Annotated in this window: 22 protein-coding genes; 8 read left to right on the top strand and 14 right to left on the bottom strand. The window is 39.2% G+C overall.

Annotated elements, in window-relative coordinates:
* Positions 1–55: 55 nt before the first annotated feature.
* Positions 56–715, top strand: a complete 660-nt coding sequence (locus T530_RS0111085) for an MmcQ/YjbR family DNA-binding protein (RefSeq protein ID WP_027729067.1) — start codon at positions 56–58, stop codon at positions 713–715.
* 81 nt (positions 716–796) lie between these two features.
* Here the strand turns inward: T530_RS0111085 and T530_RS0111090 are convergent, their stop codons facing one another.
* Positions 797–1411, bottom strand: a complete 615-nt coding sequence (locus T530_RS0111090) for a master DNA invertase Mpi family serine-type recombinase (protein ID WP_027729068.1) — start codon at positions 1409–1411, stop codon at positions 797–799.
* A gap of 114 nt (positions 1412–1525) precedes the next feature.
* Between T530_RS0111090 and T530_RS14880 the strand changes: the two genes are divergently transcribed.
* From T530_RS14880 to T530_RS0111105, 3 genes are all read left to right on the top strand, one after another.
* Entirely contained in the window at positions 1526–3643 is a 2118-nt protein-coding gene (locus tag T530_RS14880) for an adenylate/guanylate cyclase domain-containing protein (RefSeq protein WP_051537963.1), read from the top strand.
* 30 nt (positions 3644–3673) lie between these two features.
* Positions 3674–4564: a fructosamine kinase family protein gene (locus T530_RS0111100; protein ID WP_038074543.1), complete on the top strand. Its 891-nt coding sequence runs from the start codon at positions 3674–3676 to the stop codon at positions 4562–4564.
* 68 nt (positions 4565–4632) lie between these two features.
* On the top strand, positions 4633–5463 hold the full coding sequence (locus T530_RS0111105) for an exodeoxyribonuclease III (RefSeq protein ID WP_027729070.1): 831 nt from the start codon (positions 4633–4635) through the stop codon (positions 5461–5463).
* Between the two features lie 20 nt (positions 5464–5483).
* Here T530_RS0111105 and T530_RS0111110 read toward each other — a convergent pair whose 3' ends face one another.
* From T530_RS0111110 to T530_RS0111145, 8 genes are all read right to left on the bottom strand, one after another.
* Positions 5484–6239 (bottom strand): TSUP family transporter, encoded by a 756-nt coding sequence (locus T530_RS0111110; protein ID WP_252507371.1) that lies wholly within the window; start codon positions 6237–6239, stop codon positions 5484–5486.
* A 146-nt stretch (positions 6240–6385) separates the two neighbouring features.
* On the bottom strand, positions 6386–7207 hold the full coding sequence (locus tag T530_RS0111115; RefSeq protein ID WP_027729072.1) for an adenosylcobinamide-GDP ribazoletransferase: 822 nt from the start codon (positions 7205–7207) through the stop codon (positions 6386–6388).
* Positions 7204–7734: a bifunctional adenosylcobinamide kinase/adenosylcobinamide-phosphate guanylyltransferase gene (locus T530_RS0111120; protein ID WP_027729073.1), complete on the bottom strand. Its 531-nt coding sequence runs from the start codon at positions 7732–7734 to the stop codon at positions 7204–7206. The genes T530_RS0111115 and T530_RS0111120 overlap by 4 nt, the downstream gene beginning before the upstream one ends.
* Complete coding sequence (gene cobT / locus T530_RS0111125; protein ID WP_027729074.1) at positions 7731–8759, bottom strand: nicotinate-nucleotide--dimethylbenzimidazole phosphoribosyltransferase; 1029 nt, start codon at positions 8757–8759, stop codon at positions 7731–7733. The genes T530_RS0111120 and cobT overlap by 4 nt, the downstream gene beginning before the upstream one ends.
* Entirely contained in the window at positions 8752–11328 is a 2577-nt protein-coding gene (locus T530_RS15020) for a cobyric acid synthase (protein ID WP_081773726.1), read from the bottom strand. The genes cobT and T530_RS15020 overlap by 8 nt, the downstream gene beginning before the upstream one ends.
* 2 nt (positions 11329–11330) lie before the next feature.
* A complete protein-coding gene (locus tag T530_RS0111135) occupies positions 11331–12434 on the bottom strand; it encodes a hypothetical protein (protein ID WP_027729076.1) in 1104 nt (367 codons plus the stop codon).
* A 32-nt stretch (positions 12435–12466) separates the two neighbouring features.
* Complete coding sequence (locus tag T530_RS0111140; RefSeq protein WP_081773727.1) at positions 12467–14269, bottom strand: MATE family efflux transporter; 1803 nt, start codon at positions 14267–14269, stop codon at positions 12467–12469.
* A 58-nt stretch (positions 14270–14327) separates the two neighbouring features.
* A complete protein-coding gene (locus T530_RS0111145; RefSeq protein ID WP_027729078.1) occupies positions 14328–15305 on the bottom strand; it encodes a calcium/sodium antiporter in 978 nt (325 codons plus the stop codon).
* 107 nt (positions 15306–15412) lie between these two features.
* On the opposite strand from T530_RS0111145, the gene T530_RS0111150 reads away from it, so the two are divergent.
* Positions 15413–16051 carry a TetR/AcrR family transcriptional regulator gene (locus T530_RS0111150; RefSeq protein ID WP_252507372.1) on the top strand — a complete coding sequence of 213 codons (639 nt, stop codon included), beginning with the start codon at positions 15413–15415 and terminating at the stop codon, positions 16049–16051.
* Positions 16052–16077: 26 nt separating this feature from the next.
* Positions 16078–16698 (top strand): DUF2271 domain-containing protein, encoded by a 621-nt coding sequence (locus T530_RS0111155; RefSeq protein WP_027729080.1) that lies wholly within the window; start codon positions 16078–16080, stop codon positions 16696–16698.
* Here the strand turns inward: T530_RS0111155 and T530_RS0111160 are convergent.
* The gene (locus T530_RS0111160) at positions 16685–17206 is read right to left on the bottom strand and encodes a YiiX/YebB-like N1pC/P60 family cysteine hydrolase (protein ID WP_027729081.1); all 522 of its coding nucleotides are present in this window, start codon (positions 17204–17206) and stop codon (positions 16685–16687) included. The genes T530_RS0111155 and T530_RS0111160 overlap by 14 nt on opposite strands.
* A gap of 154 nt (positions 17207–17360) precedes the next feature.
* On the opposite strand from T530_RS0111160, the gene T530_RS0111165 reads away from it, so the two are divergent.
* Complete coding sequence (locus tag T530_RS0111165; RefSeq protein ID WP_027729082.1) at positions 17361–18617, top strand: acyltransferase family protein; 1257 nt, start codon at positions 17361–17363, stop codon at positions 18615–18617.
* 110 nt (positions 18618–18727) lie between these two features.
* On the opposite strand, the gene T530_RS0111170 is transcribed toward T530_RS0111165, so the two are convergent.
* The 4 genes from T530_RS0111170 to T530_RS0111185 form a co-directional block, all read right to left on the bottom strand.
* Positions 18728–19558 carry a Cof-type HAD-IIB family hydrolase gene (locus T530_RS0111170; protein ID WP_038074546.1) on the bottom strand — a complete coding sequence of 277 codons (831 nt, stop codon included), beginning with the start codon at positions 19556–19558 and terminating at the stop codon, positions 18728–18730.
* A 55-nt stretch (positions 19559–19613) separates the two neighbouring features.
* Positions 19614–20144 carry a hypothetical protein gene (locus T530_RS14280; RefSeq protein ID WP_051537964.1) on the bottom strand — a complete coding sequence of 177 codons (531 nt, stop codon included), beginning with the start codon at positions 20142–20144 and terminating at the stop codon, positions 19614–19616.
* A gap of 323 nt (positions 20145–20467) precedes the next feature.
* Positions 20468–20899: a flavodoxin family protein gene (locus T530_RS0111180; RefSeq protein ID WP_027729084.1), complete on the bottom strand. Its 432-nt coding sequence runs from the start codon at positions 20897–20899 to the stop codon at positions 20468–20470.
* A gap of 103 nt (positions 20900–21002) precedes the next feature.
* Positions 21003–21782, bottom strand: a complete 780-nt coding sequence (locus T530_RS0111185; protein WP_038074549.1) for a ThiF family adenylyltransferase — start codon at positions 21780–21782, stop codon at positions 21003–21005.
* Positions 21783–21953: 171 nt separating this feature from the next.
* Here T530_RS0111185 and T530_RS0111190 point away from each other — a divergent pair, with 171 nt between their 5' ends.
* Positions 21954–22568 (top strand): HAD family phosphatase, encoded by a 615-nt coding sequence (locus T530_RS0111190; RefSeq protein ID WP_027729086.1) that lies wholly within the window; start codon positions 21954–21956, stop codon positions 22566–22568.
* The last annotated feature ends 44 nt before the right edge of the window (positions 22569–22612 follow it).

Genomic DNA, 22612 nt, shown 5'->3' on the forward strand with positions numbered 1-22612 from the left:
TTTCACTCAAAACACTGATATAAGTTTAATTTAGTGATATTCTATAATAACTGACATGGACTACAGCTATATTTTTTCTTCTGCAAAAATCAAAAAAGATTCTCTGGAAGAGGCGGGCTTTGCCAGCAGCGAAGGTAATTTCTATCTTATGAGCCTGCCAATTTCAAAGGGAGCTTTTAGGGCTGAATTTTCACTTTCACCTTCCGAACAGACTCTCACCGTTAATCTTTTTGATTCTGAAACCAACGAAAAATATGCCCTTTTTGACATGCCTTCTCACGGTGCTTTTGTCGCTTCACTCCGCGAAGAAGTTCAGAAAATTATTGATGACATCAAAGCCAGGTGTTTTGAAACAAAAGATTTGAAGGATGATTTTATCGCCTGGATTAAATCGAAATTTGGAGCAGAGCCTGATTACCCCTGGCCGGATGACGCCCCCTACTCTTTTGTCTTCCGCTGCCAGAACCAAAAATGGTTTGCACTTGTGATGAGAATTAAGTACCGTCAGCTGGGGCTCACAGGTGATGAAGAAGTCTGGGTTGTAAACATGAAGGCCGAGCAGGAAGCTATCCCAAACCTCGTTGACAGAAAATCAATCTTCCCCGCCTGGCACATGAACAAAAAACACTGGATTACAATCCTTCTCACCGCGGTGACTGATTTTAATAAACTCTGTGAACTGACAGAAAAAAGCTACGAGCTGGTAAAGCGATAAAAAAAGAGGAATGGAGCCGAACAGGCGGAAACCCGGAAAGCCCGACCGCCCGCGAAGCGGGCGGGAAGGCCCGAATTATCCTTAAAGTTTGTTTCTAAAGACAATTCCGTGGCGTTTCAGAAAGTTGTATAAAGTTTGCTCAGTAACGTGGAATGTTACGCTTATGTATTTTTTTGAGAAACCGCTCGAAAGCATTGAAATTATTTCATTTTCGTAGGGAGAGAGTTTATAGTGTGAGTTCAGTTTTCCGCGAGGCCGGCCAAGAACGGCGCCTTCTGATTTTTTCCGGCGAAGCGCTTCTCTTGTCCGGTCAGAAATTAATGTGCGCTCAATTTCGGCTGATATGCTGAAGGCGAATGCCAGCACCTTGCTTGTAAGGTCAGTTCCAAGTTTGTAGCCTTCCTTTACAGTATAAACAAGAACTTCGTCTTCCATCAGGCGATTGAGTATAGACATAATCATAAACATACTGCGCCCCAGCCGGGACAGCTCTGAACAGATTATCAAATCGCCCTTTTTTACATTTCCTAAAAGTCGTCCCAGTGTGCGCTTGGATGGTGACACAGTTCCGCTGATTGTTTCTGCAATCCACTTATCAATTTTGATTTTATGCCGTTTAGTATATCTCAAAATCTCAAACTTCTGATTTTGAACCGTCTGTTTGTCTGTACTTACTCTGATATATCCGTAAACCATAGTGTACCTCCGCCCGAATTTTCGACAGAACTATGGAAATGATAAGATACGGTAAAAATTAAGACGAAAGTTTTTATTTCTTCCTCCAATTTTTCCTGCTATAATAAATAGCATATGACTGATTCAACAAGAATTATCAGTATTGCATCTCTTATTTTTCTCTCTTTTCTTTGCTTCCAGACAGGATTTTTTTTAATTTCAGGACATAAAATAAAGCAGAATGGAAGGCGTAGTCTGATTCTTCTTGAATTTTTTACAGGCTTTCTTCTTCTCTTTGATGCCCTGGCCTATCTTTACAGAGGAAATTCCAGTCAGACAGGCTGGTACATGGTCCGCATCTGTAATCTTTTTGTTTTTATCTGCAATTTCGCATCAGCCTTTTTTTTCTGTTTTTACGTATGTGAATTTATAAAACGTAAAAAACTAAATCTGTCACTGATTTTTCATCCCATAAGTTCCGTAAAAAGTGGAATTCCTCTTCATCTTTTTATTGTCATCATCTTCTGTATTGTGGGATTTATCCTTACTGATATCAGCCAGTTCAATCATATTTTCTATTATTTTGATGAAAATAATATTTATCATCGAAACACTTTTTACCCTTTGAGTGTTGCCATAGGTTTCTTACCATGGCTTATAACTTTTTCAATGTTTATCCAGCACAAAAAACATCTTGAAAAAAATGTCTTTATTTCTATTTTCATTTATTTTTCTTTTCCGTTTTTTGGCTTGGTCTTAATTCTCCTTGTTTACGGTTTTTCATGGATTAATATTTCCTTTGGAATTGGCGCAATACACCTTTTCTTTTCTTCGATAAAATTGATGGAACTGGAGTTCTATTCTGAAAGTCGGGATTCTTCAGTTTTGAGCCCCGTCTACAAAACTGTTAATACCTCGGAGGGTAATCAGAAAAGAATTATAAAAAATCGAATATGGCAGACTCTTTCTATAAGTCTTGCAGGAATTATTCTGATACTTGTAATTGTCGGAATTACAGGCATAGCACTTCCAGAAAGAACCTTAATAATTAATCAGCCATATACGAATAATAATTCCTCTGAATCAGTCTGCATAACTTTTGTAAGAAATGCAGAAAAACACTGGGTTGACGAAGAAGATCCTGACAGAACCGGCGCCCAGTACGATGGTGTTATTTACAACAATATGACAAGCACAATTATTTCCGACTGGAATTTTACGATTGCCCTTCCAGCAGAAGGCTGCTCGGTAGATCCTGGTCCATGGAACGGAACCTTTACATTATCAAAAGGCTTTTTAAAAGCTAAAAAACCTCGCGCTGGTGATAAGGAAAATATTCACGGAGAGGATTTTTACACCATAACACCATTAAAAACTCTTGGTTTCGGCTGTATTATGTACACTCCACATGACTATCAGCCGCTTTCAGAAACAATCACTTTTACATATTCAGGCATGTTTAAGCCTTTCTTAAATGTTCTTTTTGATGTTTTTCTCGCCCTTCTTTCTGTGATATTAATAATTTCAACGACACTTACAATTGTTGAAGGAAAACTCATAAGTGTCGAAGAAGAAAACAGAAAGCTTGAAAACACAGTAAAAGAACGTACAAAAGAACTTGAAGAAGAAAAGAACCGTTCAGAAAGACTTCTTTTGAATATCCTTCCAAAAGAAATTGCAAAGGAACTCACTGCCCATCCTGACCGTACACTAGCTAAAGAATATCCAAACGTTACGGTTCTTTTTACCGACATTGTTGGATTTACAAAAATAAGCAGTTCCATGAACGCAGAAGAAGTCGTTACCATACTCAATAAATTGTTTTCCATGTTTGATGAAAGAGCTCAGCGTGAGGAAATCGAAAAAATCAAGACAATTGGAGACTCTTACATGGCAGCAACTGGTCTTACACAGGAAAATGGAAATGACGGAGCAGAAAAAATGATTCGTTTTGCTCAGGGTCTTCTGGAAGATGTCCACACATTTAACAAATCTTCTCCTGTAAAACTCCAAGTCAGACTAGGGATAAATTCTGGTCCTCTTGTTGCCGGCGTAATCGGAAAAACAAAATTTATCTATGATATATGGGGTGACACAGTAAACGTAGCAAGCCGAATGGAAAGTACCGGAGTTCCGATGAAAATCCATGTAACAGAAACTACAAGAGAGCAGACCGCAAATCTTTTCTCATACAACAAAAATACAGAAATTGATGTAAAAGGAAAAGGTATGATGAAAACTTACTTTTTGTAAAAGCTTTTTAGATTATGCTATAATAGCATTATGATTAATAATTACACTTCTCTTGCACGCGCCCTGGTAGATCTTTTTGGAAATTCAGTGGCAATTACCCAAACTGACAGACTCCGCGGCGGTGATATAAACAAAGCCTATGCTCTTACTTTAAATACCGGCGATAAAATTTTTATGAAGGCAAACGCCAAAAATAATGCAGATTTTTTTACAGCTGAAGCAGAAGGCCTTTCTGCGATTGCAAATACTCACACAATCAAAACTCCAAAAATTTTGTGCACTGGAACAGATGACGGTGAAGATGTCGGCTATAGTTTTCTTCTATTAAGCTACATTCAAAGCGGGGAGAAAGATAAAAACTTTTGGGAAAGTTTTGCCAGAGAACTTGCCGCAATGCATAAGGCAGATTGCCAAAATTCCTCTTTTGGCTTTTCACAGGATAATTTTATAGGTGCCCGTCCGCAAAAAAATACGCCTGTAAACACATGGATTGATTTTTTCAGGGAAAATCGCCTTGTCCCTCAATTCCACGATGCAGATTCCTATTTTACCACGTCAGATCGCGAAAAAATTACAAAACTTCTGGATAACCTTGATCACTTTCTTATTGAACCAGAAAAACCTTCCCTCTTACACGGAGACCTCTGGGCAGGAAACATTATGTGTAATTCTGAAGGTCAAACAATTCTTATTGATCCGGCCTGTTACATCGGGCATCGAGACGCAGACCTTGCTATGACACAGCTCTTTGGCGGTTTCCCAGAGGAGTTTTACCAAGCCTATAATATGGCTTACCCACTACAGCCCGGCTACGAAGAACGCCGTGACTTATACAATCTATATCAGCTCTTAAACCATCTGAATCTTTTTGGACCAACTTATCTAGAACCGGTTTTGAGCATTGTAGATGAGTATGTATAACATTAATAGAACAAACAAGAATTTTATAATATAATTTTTTCAAACTCAATTATTATAAGGACCCCCAAATGGCAAAATTTATTTCCTGGAATATAGATTCATTGAACGCTGCTCTGACTTCAACTTCTGCAAGAGCCATTCTATCTCAGGACGTACTAAAAAAGATTGCAACCTATGATGCAGACATAATCGCAATTCAGGAAACAAAACTGCCGGCCGAAGGCCCTTCAGATAAGCATGTTGAACTTTTAAAATCCTACTTCCCTTCTTACAATTTTGAATGGGTTTCTTCCATTCCGCCTGCAAAAAAAGGCTATGCTGGAACTATGATTTTATACAAGGAAGGCCTTAAAGCCGAAAAGCTTGTCCCAAAATTGGGTGCGCCAGATACAATGGATGATGAAGGCCGTCTTATCGCCCTTGAATTTGATAATTTCTATCTTGTAAACGTATATACCCCAAACTCTGGTGACGGGCTCAGACGCCTTAAGGAACGCCAGCAGTGGGATGCCCTATATGCAGATTATCTTTCTTCCCTTGATAAAAAGAAGGCAGTAATTGCCTGCGGTGATTTTAACGTTGCCCACAAGGAAATCGACCTTGCAAATCCTGCCAGCAATCATTTTTCTGCCGGCTTCACAGATGAAGAAAGAGAAGACTTTACAAATCTTTTAGGCAAAGGTTTTACAGACAGCTTCCGTTTTATTCACGGTGATATAAAAGACGTTTATTCCTGGTGGGGACAAAGAATTAAAACCAGCAAGATTAATAATTCGGGCTGGCGTATTGATTACTTTATTGTCAGCGACCGAATCAAAGATAAGATTAAAAAATCAGAAATGATTGATTCAGGCCCAAGACAGGATCATACCCCTATCCTTCTGGAAATAGAGCTCTAATCAGAACTCTATTTATTAAATTATATTCCTAGAATAATTTTTACCAGAAGCAGAGTCAGAACAAAAATGACAAGAGGCTTTACGATTTTTACGCCTTTTGTCATTACAAGTCCAGAGCCTACATAATTCCCCAGCATATTACTTACAGCTGCAGCAATTCCAAGCGGAATTAAAACCTGGCCATTCAATAAAAATACGACCAGGGCTGCGATATTTGTAGAAAGATTGATGACTTTGGTATGGGCATTTGCCCTTTTTATTGAAAATCTTGCAAAGACTGAAAATGCAATTATCAAAAATGTACCGGTTCCCGGGCCGTAAAGACCATCATAAATCCCGACCAAAAAGGCAGAAAGCATCACCACGAAAAAAGTCTTAAAATCATATTTGATATTGTCACTTTCATTTGGACGAAAAATCCTTCTGTTCAAGACACAGAATGCCGCAATCGGAAGAACTACCAGCAGAAGCGACTTTAAAACCGTCTCGCTGACCAGAAGCGAAAGTTTTGCCCCAATAGCAGAACCCGAAAATCCAAAAAATACCGAAGGAATTGCAAAGCGTGCTATCACAAGTTTTTGTCTGATAAAGCGGACAGTAGAAAGAGTTGTTCCAAACGCAGATGAAAACTTATTTGTACCGATTGCCGTATGAATAGGCAATCCTGCCAGAAGATAAGCCGGCAAAGAAATCAATCCTCCACCACCAGCAATAGAATCAACAAACCCCGCAAGAAAAAGCATGGGGCAGACAATCAAAAAACTAGATGCAGACATGTGCATATATTATCAGAAAAATCATTCAACTGCATTATATAATGCCAATCTTGTGCAAAGCACTGATGATTTAATTAGTGATGATGCTGTTGTAAATTTTATATTTAAGGGTTCAAAAGCAGGCTACGGAAGAAAATAAAAAGAATCTATAAAATATAGCAAATGCCAGAAGAAACTAATGAAGTAAGTTCTGCTATGCATACATAAAATCCGGCAAGGTCACCGCTAATACCGCCGAAGTGTTTCTTACTCATACTATAATAGTAAAGGAAACAAAGTAATATTGCTGCGAATGGAATTAATGATTTTATTCCGGCAAGGAAACTCATAGCCCAGAGCCCTGCAAGCAGCTGAATACATAAAATCACAATTACAAAAAGAGAACTTTTGGTTTTACTTTCAGTAGTAAGCATTCCGTCTGGTCTGGCTTTTGGGAAAATCAATACACTCAATCCGCTCAGGCAGCGTGAAATATAAAAACTGAAGCAGACGCTGATTACTAAATTCAAAGATTTTTCCTTTACCAGTGATAAAAATGCCAGAGCCAGAAGGATGTATACAGAAAAACTGATTACAGCAAAGGCTCCTACGTGCGGATCTTTTAGGATTTCAAGTTTTTTCTGACGGTCTCCGTAAGAATGAAGGGCATCCATTGTGTCTAAAAATCCGTCCAGATGAAAGCCTCCCGTTATTAAAACCGGAATAACAAAAGCTATCAGAGCAAAATAAAGACTATTCGAGGCAAAAATGTCTCCTGCCACCGCCTGCGCAGTCAGCACTCTAAAATACAAATTAAACCAACCCCACTCGGCAGCACCGATTACCGCCCCAACCCAAGGGAAAAAGCAGAGATGATATTTCATATCGTCTGAAGCCCAGTTAAAGCGGGGAACAGGGATTTTTGAATAAATAGAAAAAGCGACTGTAAGAGATTTTAAAAACTGGCAGACGGCACTCACGATTTTCATTTTAACTCCACGGGAATTCCCACTACCACTTCATATACTTTATCAGAGATTTTTGCAAGTTCACAGTTAATTTTTCCAAGTGCACGTATATAGCTTTGTGTTGCCTCATCATATTGGACAGAATCTTCAAAAATGTTATTGGTAACAATTACAAGATTTTTCAGAATAGAAGAAAGACTTTTTACACCCGCAAGGATTTTTTCCACTACTTCATCTTCAGATTTTTGCTTACCAGAGAGACCATCAAACATTTCGTTGGCACAAAGATTAGACATGCATTCTAAAAGAGCCGAAGAAGAAGCTGGCAAAGTGATTTTTTCTAAATTCCTAGCTTCTTCTATGGTTTTAAATCCTTTACCTTCCCTCATCTTCCTGTGACGGGTAATTCTCTTCTGCGCGTCAGCGTCATCTTCACGCGCCATCATAGTCGCAATGTAATATTTATCCCCATCTGGAAATTCAGTCAGTAGTTTTTCTGCAAAAGCTGACTTTCCGCTGGCACTTCCACCATAAACAAGATAAATCACTTTGACTTCCTCTTATACTGCCCTACTCCAGAATCGCCGAACCTTAATGCCTTATTGTAAACTTCCAGGGCAGTTCTCAGAAGACCTGTCATCATTACAGCGCCAGAACCTTCTCCGAGTGCCATAGCCCCATCAATCAAAGGAGAAAAATCTGCTCCAAGCTCAGCACAGATTTTTTCAGCCAAAGGCTCGCGACTTCTATGTGACGGAATCAAATAATGACCTGCATCTTTTTCCATTTTTACTGCCGCCAAAGCCGCTGTTAAACTGATGGCTCCATCAAGGATTACTGGAAGTCCAACTTTTTTAGCTCCGAGATAAACTCCTACCATTCCGGCAATATCAAAGCCACCCACGCATTCTAAAACTTCATGGGCAGATTTATTATATAAATCATATTTTTTTATCGCAGCATCAACTACACAGATTTTTCGTTGCAAACCTTGGTCAGAAAGTCCTGCTCCTCTCCCGCAAACTTCTTCTGCACTCAAGCCTAAAAGTCCGGCTGCAACTGCAGCACTCGTCGTCGTGTTCCCAATTCCCATTTCACCAATGCAGACAGCATCATATTTTTTTTTGCAATCCTCAGCAAGTGAAATGCCAGTTTGAATGGCAGACTGGCATTCCACCCAGGTCATAGCTGCTTCCTTAGCAAAATTACGAGTCCCGGCACGAATTTTTCTGTCTAAAACATCAGGAATTTCTTCTGTAACTGCAATTCCCATATCAACAGCAAGCACATCAATTCCAAGAGCCTTAGCCATAACTCCTGCAGAAGTATTCCCTTCCGCAATATTTCTGGCACAAATTGCCGTGACTTCCTGTCCCGACTGACTCACACCTTCTTCAACAACTCCGTTATCAGCGCATAAAACAAGGAGAGCGACCTTATCCAGCTTTGGGTAAATAGAATTTTGAATCACACCAAGTTTAGCCGTCAATTCTTCGAAACGTCCCATGCTATCAAGCGGTTTTGAAATACAATCCCAGTTTTCCTTAATCTGATTGAAAATCGATTTACTCATTGTCTGCCGCCTTTTTCCCGGAAAGTCCAAGAATTTTATAGATTGCAGTCATATCAAGACTTTTACGAAGAGTATCTGCGAGCAAATCATACTGAGCTTCCTTGAAAGCATTAAAATTCTGCTCGCGACTACCAGTCTCCACTCCCAGAACCACGCCTTTCTTTTCTGCAAGTGCCTTTGCAAAAGACCAGGCAATATCGCCCGCATCGAAAAATCCGTGAATATAAGTTCCGAGCACATTGCAACTACCAGTATCCACCGCGCCGGCAGAAGGCAGAGTCACACCGGAATGTGCATCTTTCACGCCCCAGACGGCATTTTTTATCTCATTACCGCTCTCATCCAGGCTTTTTCCCGCATGGATTTCATATCCTGTCACAGTTTTTCCATTCAAAAAGTCAAAAAATCCGCCCGCGCCTTCAATTTTACGGCTAACCTGAGTCGTTACTTTTTCCCCTTCAAGCTCCGTAGTCAGCTTCAAAAGACCAAGACCTTCTTCACGACTACCAGATTCCACTTCAACGCCCGCCGGGTCACTAACCCATTCACCAAGCATCTGAAAACCGCCGCAGATTCCCATCACGACCCCGCCGCCACCGGCAAAGTCAGTCACCGCGTCAGCAAGGCCGCACTCTTTAAGCCAGCGCAAATCACCAATCGTATTCTTGCTGCCCGGAAGAATAATCATATCAGGGGAAAGAGATCTGAGTTCCGACGTCTTATCAATATAGGAAATCGAAAGTCCCTGACCCGCAAACTGGTCAAAAACCGAAAAGTCGCTGAAATTGGAAATATGAGGCAGCCGAATTACGCAGATTTTGACGCCCGCGCCGGCAGGAGACACTGAAGCCCCGGCAGGAGACACACTTCCAAACCTCTCCGTCAAACTATCCTCATCATCAAGGCTCACCTTCATATAAGGCACCACACCAGTCACCGGCGCCCCGCCCCGAGCCTCAAGCTCCCGTAAGCCCGGCTCCAGCAGCGAAACATCCCCGCGGAACTTATTAATCACAAGCCCCTTCACTCGCGCCCTCTCGCTCTCTGTCAGCAAATCCAGCGTTCCCAAAAGCTGGGCAAAAACCCCGCCCCGGTCAATATCGCCCACAAGAAGCACCGGCGCATCCACCATCTCGGCAAGCCCCATGTTCACAATGTCATTTTCCCTAAGGTTAATTTCAGCAGGACTTCCCGCCCCCTCAATCACGATGACATCCTTTTCCTCACTCAGCTGCCTGAAGGCCTCCACCACCTCCGGCACCAGCCCCTTCTTATATTCAAAATAGTCGCGAGCATCCATATTCGCCACGACCTTTCCTTTCACAATCACCTGCGATTTTCTGTCGCTTGTCGGCTTAAGCAGAATGGGGTTCATCAGCACATTAGGTTCAATCCCCGCCGCTTCCGCCTGCATAACCTGCGCACGCCCCATCTCAAAACCGTCCGCCGTCACAAAAGAATTGAGCGCCATATTCTGAGATTTAAAAGGCGCCACCCGCCAGCCGTCCTGCTTCAAAATCCTGCACAGCCCCGCCACCAGAAGGCTCTTCCCCGCACTGGACATGGTACCTTGAATCATTATTAACGAGGGGGAAGCCTTTCCCTTACCGAAAATCGAAGAAGCGTTAAAACCGACAGTCCGTCGTGACTGTCGGTTAGCTTCATCGATAGAACGGTTCGGCAAGCTATGCTTGCCGCGCGTAAGCACTTCGTTGCTCGCCACCCCTTCAACTAGGCACGAGCAAAGCAGGTGCGTATGCTCGTGGCCCCCTAAAACCCCCGGAAAATCTATCTTCAATCTCGCCGTCTCCGGCTCAAATTCATCATCCTTTATCCCGTAAAGCCCCTGAATAAAATTCCCGCAAAAAATCTCATCCGGCTTACCAGTGCGCACAATCTTCCCGTCGCCCACGCAGACAACAAAGTCCGCCACCGCCTTTACCAGCTCCAGCTCATGAAGGCTCATAATCACAGCCTTCTTTTCCTCTTTGGCAAGCCTTTTAATCACGCGGATTAAATCAATTTTATAGCGCATATCAAGAAAGGAAGTCGGCTCATCAAGAATAATAATCTCTGTGTCCTGGGCAATCGCTCGGGCAAGCATAATCCTCTGCTTCTGACCGTCACTCAGCTTACAAAACTGCTTTTCAGAAAGCTCTTGAGCTCCCACAATCTTAATCGCACGTTCTACCCTGGCCTTATCCTCTTCTTTCAAAAGTCCAAGATGCCCCGTGTAAGGATAGCGGGCACTTTCCACCACCTCCCGGCAGCTCATAAATTCCGGCTTGATTTTTTCAGTCATCACCATAGAAAGGTGGCGGGCACTTTCAAGTTCGCTGAAGTCTTCTGCATCCTTCCCCAGTACAAAAATCTTTCCGCCCAAGGCCTCCAGTTCACGAGTAAGAGTCTTTAATATTGTAGATTTTCCGCTGCCGTTTGGGCCAATCAGGCAAAGAATTTCCCCTGCCTTTACAGCAAGGCTAACTCCGCCCACAACAACTTCTTTTTCATATCCCGCAGCAAGTTCAGAGGTTTTCAGTATATATTCAAAGTTATTATTATTTTCCATACTTAATACAAATTACGCATTCCGACGCCAAAAACCCAGCGGCCGTCCCTTACCATTGTGTCTAAATTGTGATTTTTCCTCCATTTCCATTCGTAAAAAACTCCAGTTTTCAAACGAATATCTGATTTACCAATGTTTATAAGGGAAAGCCCCAATTTAAGATTTAAAGTTTCATAAATGTTTTCATCTTTTGTAAAATCCTTGTCGGTATATTCTGTTTTATCTGGTTGTATATTATTCTGACTTACATCATTCTGATGAATTCTGTTATATGTAAAGCGGAAAGATGTTGCCAGCATATTAAAAAAACCGAACATTATTGTAACATCCAGATAATTGTCCGAGAAAGCAAAATCGTTATAGGACATTTTATATCCGGCTGTCCTTATGGCAGAGTCATTATAAGAATATGAGCGATAGTTTATATCTGTATTAAGCCAGCCAAAATAAATCGGAGCGTACAGAACTTCTAAATGTGCAGAAAAGAAACTTCCGACAGGCGTATAAAGAGTTCCAGAAAAATAAGGTCTAAAAATATTTGTGTACTGATTCTGTTCACAATCACGATACCTCATATTTTCATTAAATAAGTCCAGATAAGGATATCCGTAATGTAAATCTACCATTTCATATCGATAGTTTAGTCCTGGTTCAAGAGTAAAATAACTTGAATTATTTTTCTTTGATTTGAATTTATATGCCAGAGGAACTATTTTAAAATCAAATGCAGTATCTTTTCTATTATAAAATACATAGTTTTCGCTTACGGTAACTTCATTGTCCTTATCTGTATAAAGTGAACTGCCGTAATTAAACAAAAACTTGGAAGAAAGCCATTCATCGGCTGTCCAGTTGTAGCGGAGATTAAAATAAGTAATGCTTCCGTTATTTGTAGGTTCGCAGCCCAAATCAAATCCAAATGGAAGATTATGGATAAAAGAAATAACCTTTATAAAGAGATTATCATTTTTTTTATCATCTTCCTCAACATTAAGAGATTCTTCAATCGGAAGGTTTGCCTCCTGCGAAAAAAGCTTTGAAAAAGAAAGAATTAACAGAAAAACAATGTTGAGTTTTTTGAACTTCTTAAGAGAACTCTGAGCCATGAAATCATTATATCATAATATTCAATAATGATTTACTTTTGATTGGTATTAAACTCCATGAAAATCGTATTTGTCTCAAAAGAATAAACATATTTAAAGTTATCTGTCAGTTTCAGGGCAAACCAGGTTCCAAGGTTGGCAAGTCTGTCTACTTCTTTGGATTTATTGAGGGCTGCAATACGCTTTCCTACATCATATTTAGGGCAGTTGTCCTGCAAGCGGATAATGAGTTTATTTTCCGAGAAGACTGCGCGAACATCTATCAAAGGAGAACGTTTTTTATTCATAGGAAAACCGTATTTTACAGTGTTAGAAGCCATTTCCTCAAAACAAACTGCCGCCCTGTTTCCGATTTTTTCATCAATTTTGTGACCGTTACAGAAGGTGCTTATCATTTCTGTTGTTAAAGAAACATCTTCCATATTCCTTATATCCAAAGCGATAATATCTCCTGGCGGAATCTGGAATTCATCTGGAAGATTAAGATAATCTTCTGCTTTTGGTCTGAAATGCTTGGTTTTTATTACATAATAGAACCAGATACTTACCAGTGAAAGTAAATCACTTAATGTGTAGCAGAGTAATACTCCGTAAACTCCGAATAAGACACCAAGTACAAGGCTGCTGACAATCGGGAATACAACGGTTGATGTGATAATCATAATCCTCATGCTGCCCATTTTCTGAATCCTCTGCAAATAACTAATTCTTGAACGAACAAGTGCCTGCAAGGGTGTTTGAAGGGCAACACCGATTATCGTAATCCAGATAAAATGAGTAAGCTGACCTCCCTCCGGCGAATAGAACTTTGCAATCTGGTATGAAAGAGTTATGAGAATAAAGCTGACTGCGCCGCAGAATATTGCGCAGGTTGAATGAACCTTTTTTCCAAGAATATACTCGGCTTCGGCATTTTTTTCTCCATAATATATTCCTGTAAGTAGGCCTACAGTATCTGCAAGTCCAACCGCAAAAATTTCTGAAAGCTCGCAGATGTTTCCGCGGACAGACATAGCAGACATGGCCATTGTACCGCCGTAAAACAAAACAAGCTTGTTTACAAAAACAGGACGGATAACATTACCTAAACGTCGCCATGCCTTTTCTGTTCCGTAAGAAAGCCAGTTGAAGAACTCTTTGATATTTGTCTTTAATCTTACAAAGTGAAGGTAATGAGATTTGCTCGCAAAATGAAAGATCAAAATTATAAGACGAGCATATCTTGAAACAGAAGATGCCAGGGCAATTCCAAAAAGCCCCAGGTTCATTTTTACAGCAAGGAAATCCAGAGCAATATCCATTACGGCATCTATGTTTGAAGAAATTACTACGCGTTTACGTCCGTTATCAATTTGAAGAGCAGGAGCCAATACGGCACAAAGGATAAAGGCTGGTATACCAAGACCAATTCCGCGCACGTAGTCTGAAACTCCGGTAAGAAGAACCGCATCTTTTCCCGAGGCACCAAGAACCGTGGCGATTGCATTTGATCCAAATACGACACCAGCCATTGAAAGCAGCGAGAAGATAGCTGAAATATAAAAGGTAGTACAGAAAATGCGGTTATATTCCTGTACATTTCCACGTCCAAGTTCCTGAGAACAGATTGTAGACATGCCGGTTGCAAAAAGTCCAAAGAAAATTGCAATAATGCTGAAAATCGGGTAAGCAATACCAAAAGCTGCCATTTCTTCTGAAGACATCATACGGCTTACAACAATACCGTCAATCAGCACACTTCCTACAGCCGAAAGTTCAATAAAGGAAGCTGCCAGAAAGTTATCCATGAATATTTTGTTGATAATATTCCAACGGTTAGAACTATTCTTCTTCATCCTTTAAATTATAACATCAATTCTTAGTTTTATATAAAAAATATGAAGATTTACCTTTTTATCTCAATATGGCAAAAGCCGTTTCAGCCGCATAACAAAGCAGCATAATAATTCCCTCTACCCTTCCTATCTGTTTTTTTGTAATTGAAAAAATCCATACAAGAATACTGATAAGAATCAAAACTGCCATATCATAAACTGATGCCGCATTAACACTGACCGGATGAATTGATGCAGAAATACCCAATATAAATAGAAGATTAAAAAGATTTGAACCAACTACATTACCAACGGCAAGATCAGTTTCTCCTTTTTTCGCAGCAACGATTGAAGTTACAAGCTCGGGAAGTGAAGTTCCAACAGCAACTACCGTAAGACCGATAAGAGTCTCTGTCATTCCAAAAAAACGGGCAATATTCTGGGCGCTATAGACAACAGCTTTACCGCCCGCAGTAATACAAATAAGTCCAAGAATAATAAAGAGAATACACTGCCAGAGAGGAAGTGATTTTATGCCGTCATCCTCAACAGGATTTTTTTTGGCATCAAAAATAAGGTAAATAATATAAAGCACAAAAACAAACAGAAGGCTCAATGCAAGTGCGCGACTAACAAATCCTGCATTATCACTCATATTAATAGAAAGGAAATTACCACTTATAAGAACTGGCAGCGAAACAACCAGAAAAACTGCAATTGTTGAAAGAATAGAAAAAGGAAAGTCCCTCTTAATTATTACAGAATCAACTGGCACACTGTGAATTACCGCACAAAATCCCAGAACACCAAGAAGATTAATCAGATTTGAACCGACAACATTACTGACCGCAATCTCATTTGAGCCAGCAAGCGCTGCCGAAGTACTTACAGCAAGTTCCGGCATGCTTGTCCCCAGAGCTACTATCGTAAGTCCGATAATCAGCGATGGAACCTTAAAAATACGGGCAAGTGCAGAACTTCCGTCTACAAAAACATCAGCACCCTTAACCAAACCGACAAAACCTATTATCAAAATTGCAATATTTAAAAAAATCATTTCTAACTCCAGGCAATCTATATTCGCAATTTATATAATTTCAGTCAATAATCCTGCAAAGAGGGTTCCCTTATCCCAAAAATAATACTTGATTTTATAATTTAACAATGTTATATTATCATTGTTATATCAACAAGGAAACTGTTATGAGAAACGCGAATCCAGATATTATTCCACTTATTAAAAGCAAAACTCTAGAACTGCTCATGGAAAAAAATCCTGACAGTATAGGAATGCGTGATATAGCTGCCTGCTGCAAGGTAACTGCAACTACAATTTATCACTACTACAAAGATAAAGAGGCGCTGTTTCAGTCTATTGGGCTGGACTGTCTTAGGGAATTGAACCAACGGATTGTAAAGAATGCAGAAGAAAAACAAAAACCCCGCGAAAAAATTCTTGCTGCGATAAATGCCTTCCGTGACTGGTGTTTTGAAAATCCCAGACGCGCCTTACTTGTCATGCAGGGAATAAAAAGCGCAGATGATGCAAGTCCTGAAATTATAGAAGAATTTTATGTTTGTAACCGAACAGGTGAAAGCCTTCTTAAATCAGCTATTGCCGAAGGAGATGCACTTTCAGACAACCCGCGCCTTGATGTAGGACTTCTTGTTTTCGGACTTTGGGGCTGTATAGAATCAGTTATTCTTAAAAAAAGTGATGTTGAATATTGGGAAGACGGCAAAACTTATACAGACCGCTTTATCAGTTTATGGATGAAAAGCATATTTAAGGAAGAATATTAAATTTCAAAAATAAAGAGAGGTTCAAAATGAAAAGATTTTCGTTGATTTGTCTGATTTTCTTAGGCGCAATAAGCGCTTTTGCACGTGAAATTAAAATTTCGGTATTACCAGGCCAAAACTGGAGCAGTAAGCACAGTCCTCAGTTTGCAATCTGGCTTGAAGATACAGAGGGTAATTACATAGAAACTCTTTATGTCACAGAAAAAGCCAGTAAAAAAAGCTGGATTTTTGCACCAAAAGAAGGTCGTCCCGAATCGCTTCCAATATGGTATCACTCTTCAAAAAAAGATTTTATAAAAGGCCAGGAGAAAAATGCAATTTTGCCACTCGATGCAGTTACCGGGGCAACACCTAAAACAGGAATTCAGCTTTCCAAAACTATTCCAGATAAGCCTTGTATAATTAAGGCAGAGTTTAATGTGAGTTTTGACTACAACGATACCTACACAAAATCAAATTCATCGGTTAACGGTCAGCCTTCAGTCCTTTATGAGGCAAAAATTTCTGAAAATGCAGATGAAGAAATATCACTTACATATTCCGGCACAGGCTCTGTCGATGGCACTGACGGCAAGATCTATAAAACCACTCCGGGACTTACCACAGCGATATCAATCATAAAAAGCATAATTCTTAAAGTCTTGTAGTAAGCTTTCCAATGAATTTGAGTTTTTCTGATTTAGCAAGCTGACTTGGATTTGTACCGGGAAGATTAAGAGGAACAGGCAAACCTAACTCTTCGTAGTATTTCTTCCAATAATCAGAAATTTCATTTTCACCATCACCGAACTTCATTGGAATTGTATCAAAAATAGGAAGTATTTGGGCAATATACTGAGAACAATAAAACTTTTCATTATCAGGATAAAAGCTGTGATTATACTCGGCGCCCAAATATCTTTCTGCCTGCTCTTTGATGCTTTTTGCATCAATAACAGGATAGCGATAAATAAAAACCTCCAGTTTACCTTCTGACAAATAGTCTTCAAGCTTCTGTTTAGCAACCCCACGCTTTCTTGTTGCATGATAAATCATACCATCAAAATAAATTCCAACATGACTGTAATCTTCAGTTGTTTCGATAATTGCTTTTGAGAAATCTGATTCGTCACTCATAAACAAGAGATCACCGTTTTGTAATAAGGTTTTTTCCATTTACTACCCTATAGTAAATTTATTATAGCATAACTATCAGAAATCACACTTATATTATAGAAAAGTCCCAAATTATTTGTTATATGCCTGATTAAGAAACTGATTTTCTATTCGCTTCATGATATATTGTTTTTGGCGAGCAGGAGGAGTACCGATGCTAACAACTTATGTTATCTATTCATTATGTATTGTGCTTTTGATCTGGGGCGGAAAATTTGCCGGATTTAAAAGCAGTCAGTTTCATGGAGATTCTTCTTCACTTGAAGTAACAAAGGCTTTGCGCGGTTTTGCGGCAATTGGTGTTATTATTCATCATATTGCCCTGGAACAGGCTTTCCAGAAAGCAAATGGAAGCGGAAATCCCGGTGAACTAGCAATCTTTTTGAATGCCGGTTACCGCTTTGTAGCAATCTTCTTTTTCTGTTCAGGCTATGGACTTATAAAAAGCATTCAATTGAAGCCTGATTATCTTAAATCCTTCATCAGAAAACGTGTAATTAATTCTATGGTAATCCCATTCTATGTCAGCATTGTAATTTATGCTGTCTTCCGCTATGCGATGGGAGAAAGACTTGCCCTTCCTTTGTGGATTTTGAACTTTTCCGGTTTTACCATGATGAATAATTATGCCTGGTATCCGGTTGTGGCTGTAATTCTTTATGTCGCCTTTTACTTGTGTTTTAACTACATTAAAAATGAAAAAGTTTCTTTTACTTTGATTGCGCTTTTGATTCTTTTTATGGGGCTGATTTTCTGCGTGAACGGCCACTTTGTCTGGTGGACTGCAGAGAAAAACTGGTGGCTGGACTGGAATTGCGAACTCCATCAAAAATGGTGGACCGGACACAATGTCTGGTGGTTCTCAGGCGAATGGTGGGTAAACTCTTCCCCTGCCTTTTTTGTCGGCATGCTTTATGCCCGCTTTGAAAAAGAAATCCGAGCCTGGTTTCAGAAACTTTATTGGCTGAAACTTGCAGGCATTCTTATTATCATGCTTGGATTTTATCTGCTTACCAGTCTTGCTCTTGAAAAATTCGGTTATTGGACAGAATACAGCGGACAGGGAATTGGAACTTTAAATAAGCTGATTACTTATTTTATGCAGATTCCGGAATCTATGTGGCTTTGCGTAACGCTTTTTGTAATTATGCAAAAATATTATGTTACAAACCCTCTTGCAAGATTTTTTGGAAACCTTTCATTCGAAACTTATATGATGAACCTGATTGCAATTACAGTCTGCCGCGTTTTTCTATATACAAAAGAGACTATTAAAATCCCATTTGGAATGGAACCTTTTTACTGGACAGGAAGAATAAATCTGCTTGTTTATGCACTGTCAGTGTTTGTTTTGTCTGTAATTCTTGGTGTAATTTACAGAATGATTTATAGAAAGATTTATGTAAAATAACGGAGAGAACAAATGGATTTTCTAATTTATAATACTTCCTGTCTTAGCATTAATTTGGTTGATAGTTTCCATAATACAATTTTACAGGACAAATAAAGAATATCAAATTATCACAAATGCTTATAAAGTGATTCTGCAATGCCGTCATTGTTGTTATCCAGCGTGATTTCGTCGGCAATTGCCTTTACTTCGGCGGTGGAGTTTCCCATTGCTACACCGATTCCTACATATTTGAGCATACTGATATCATTCTGTGCGTCTCCAAAGGCAATCATTTCTTCTGAAGTAATTCCTAGCTTTTTGAAGGCAAAGTCAATTGCCGTAGCTTTATCAATTCCCTTTGCTGTATATTCATAATACCAGTCTGCAGTAAACATACAGTTCAAATCATTTATAAAAGGGGCCTGCATTTCTTTGTAATGAGCTTTCAGATAGGCTGGATCCCCAGCAGTCATAATTTTTTCTACCGGGAAATCAATAAATTCAGCCATATCAGCTTTTTCACACAAAAGATAACCGTTGCCGCGACATTCATATTCAACAATATTGAAGGGTTTACCCTTCCAATCGATTGTGCATCCAAAGACGTTATCAGTGAACATATAATCACCTTTTGCTATGATAGGCGTAACTTCAAACTTTTTGATGTTTTCTAAAACCGCTTTTGCCTGTTCAACACTTATTGGATTTGAAAAAAGAAGTTCTCCCGTCTGGCAGTCAACAACACGAGCTCCATTATAACAAATGAAAATTCCATGATTTTTATCCATTACAAGTTCTCGAGCAAATTTATAAAGCCCTTTTTCTGGCCGACCGCTCGCCAATGCAAGCCGCACCCCACTTTTTTGTGCCTTCAGTAAAGCATCCCGTGTTTTTGGAGTAATAATTTTTTCATCATTTGTCAGAGTTCCATCAATATCCAGAAGAATTACTTTAATCATAATCTTTATTTTCCCCTATTTAAGTATAATCTAACCCACCCGGCAGAAACCGTTTTTATTTCTCCGTCCCGAAGAGCTTTAAATTCAGTCTGGTTAATCCTGTGAATTTATTCCATTCATTTTTTGTTGAAAAAGTGATTCCGCTGGAAAGGCCTACATGCCACATCAAATGACGAAACTGTGCCAGAATCAGTTCCAGCCGTGAATATTCACAGCCTGCTGGAGTCTCAAGAAGTTCAGCTGCAGTAAGGCGGTCAAAATAGACATTAATCTTTTTATGAACATAGTCAAGGTAATCAAGAAGCTGATTTTTTGAAATAACAATTGAAGGATCATTTACATAGCCCTGGCGCGATGGATCAATCGCACTAAGATTTTCCGGTATACCAAAAAGTTTTTCTCCCTCGTAAACATAATCACAGGGATTAATAAAAAAACGATCCAATGAATGAAGATAATGGAAAATATATCGCGAATGATTTTCACCGTCGAATACAGTTTCCATATCCGCCATCAAAATCTGGTCTTTTACATTAAGAAAATTAATTTCCTGCTGATTTTTTATCTGTCTGATAATCTCTTCCAACTGCTGCCTCTCTGCTAACAATGAATTGTATAACATATTTTACATAAGTTTTTACTTTATTTCGTCTGTAAATTTATTAAAAAAGTTGGAAAAATCAGTTTTTAATTGTAAAATTTACTTTATAACATGATTTCAATTATTACAAACATTAACAACGCAATTAATACTTTCATATGGGGGCCATTTGGTATTGCGCTTTTGCTTTTAGCAGGCATTGTGCTGACAATGGAAAGGCGGCGCAATGTATTATCTGAAAGATGGACTTGGCCGCTATAAGGGAATGATAGGAATAAGCAAAAAACTTGCCATCCTTTTCTGTATATTTACCCTTCTTGCAAGTTTTGGCATTGGAAATATGAAGCAGCAAATTCTGCGGCTGCGCGCATATCATCGGCATCAGGTTTGCCTTTATGCAACATTTTGAATTCACCCTTGCAGTGAAATTCCCTTTCATCCATTGGGATTCCAACTTTTTCAGCCTCGGCTTTTACTTTTTTGTATGTTGAGTTCAAGAGTGCTGCCGAACCGAAATTAACAATCTTGCCAACCTTATCTTTTGAAAGAGAAGCTACAAAATTGCGTACTTCCGGGTCAATACTAAATGCATAGTAAGAGTTTCCAAGGAAAAGAATATCTACCGGCTCTGTTATTGGAGATGTAAGCGGCAATGCTTCTACACCAAGTTCATTTGCAATTGCTTCTGCAAGACGTTTAGTGTTTCCAGTTTTTGTGTAAAATCTAACTGCGAATTTCATAAAATAAACCTCACTGCTTTTATATTTACCCCGATTGTATTGTATACAATGCTTATTGTCAAGAATTATATTCACATTCATAAAAAAATAATAACTATAATTTCTATTCCTTAAACAAATCTGTTACGTGAAACTGAGTCAAATCTTTTATAACTTCTGCCGCAATCATCATCCCAGCAACAGGAGGAACAAAGGAATTACTGCCAGGAGTCTGTTTTTTTGAAGCCCCCTGGCGAGCAGGAGTTACACCAGAAGTATCTTTAAAATCAGCATCAACCTCATCAATTTTTGGAGAAATTGCAGTTTCAGTTGAGAAAACAACCTTCAATCTTTTGATGCGGCGCTTTTTAAGCTCGTTTCTCATTACGCGGGCAAGCGGACAGACAGAAGTACGTGTAATATCTGCAACCTTTAGCTTAGCCGGGTCAACCTTATTTCCAGCCCCCATGCAGCTGATAACCGGCTTTTTAAGTGTCTTCGCACGAGTGATGATTTCAAGCTTACCGGTCACAGTATCGATACAATCTACAATATAATCATACTGAGAAAAATCAAAGAGATCGGCAGTATCTGGCATGTAGAAGTTCTTCCATTTTGTAACCTTACAGTCAGGATTAATATCATGAATACGCTCTTCAGCAACATCGACCTTGTCCCTGCCGATTGTCGAGCGCAGAGCATATAGCTGTCGGTTCAAATTCGTAAGACAGATTCTGTCATCATCAACAATATCAATTGCACCAATTCCTGAACGGACAAGAGCTTCAACAACATAGCTGCCTACCCCGCCAATGCCAAAAACAATCACACGTGCATTGTAGAGTTTTTCCATATTCTCTTTTCCGAATGTAAGGCATGTTCGTGCAAACTGATTTGTATTCATAAAAATCCCTTTCAAAAAATCTGCCTACTAAGTTTGTAGTTTAATTATATTATATTTTTTACATAAAAAACAAAAGCCAGAAAATACTTATATAGGAATTTTCCTTTTTCTATATAAATTATAACATCAACAAAGATAGTTTCAAATCACAAAACTTGATATTATAAACATATGATTAAGAATATTATTTTTGATATTGGTGGAGTTTTGGTTGCTTTTGAGCCAGTTAGAGTACTCCGCGAAATGGGACTTCCGGAAGAAGAAGTAAAAGTAATTTTTGAACACACTGCAGGTGGCCCATATTGGAAAGAACTTGATCGTGGTGTAATGCAAAAAGAGGAAGTTTTTAATAAAATGCTTTCAACTATTCCATCTGAATATCAGGCTGACGCAAAACGCTTTTTTTCACAGGAAGTTCTTAAAACTGTAAGCTCATTTCCATATTCAGCAGACTGGCTAAAAAACTTAAAGGAACGCGGTTATAAATTGTATCTTCTTACAAACTATCCAGACTGGATGTTTGACTATCACTGGAAAAACGCATTTACCTTTACAGCTTATGTAGACGGAAAGATTGTTTCTGCACAGGAAAAAATTATTAAACCTGACCATACGATTTATCAGGCATTAATCAAAAAATACAATCTTATTCCATCTGAATCTGTCTTTATTGACGACCTTGCTGTGAATGTTCAGGGAGCACGCGAAACAGGATTGAATGCAATACAGTTTACTAATATAGAAGAAACCAAATCAAATCTTGAATCTCTTTTAGGGCAGAAATAAAGATTCTTAATGAAAAACTTGCAGTTAAGAGAGCAAGAGCATTA

The organism is Treponema sp. C6A8, from assembly GCF_000619925.1.
Lineage (GTDB): Bacteria > Spirochaetota > Spirochaetia > Treponematales > Treponemataceae > Treponema_D.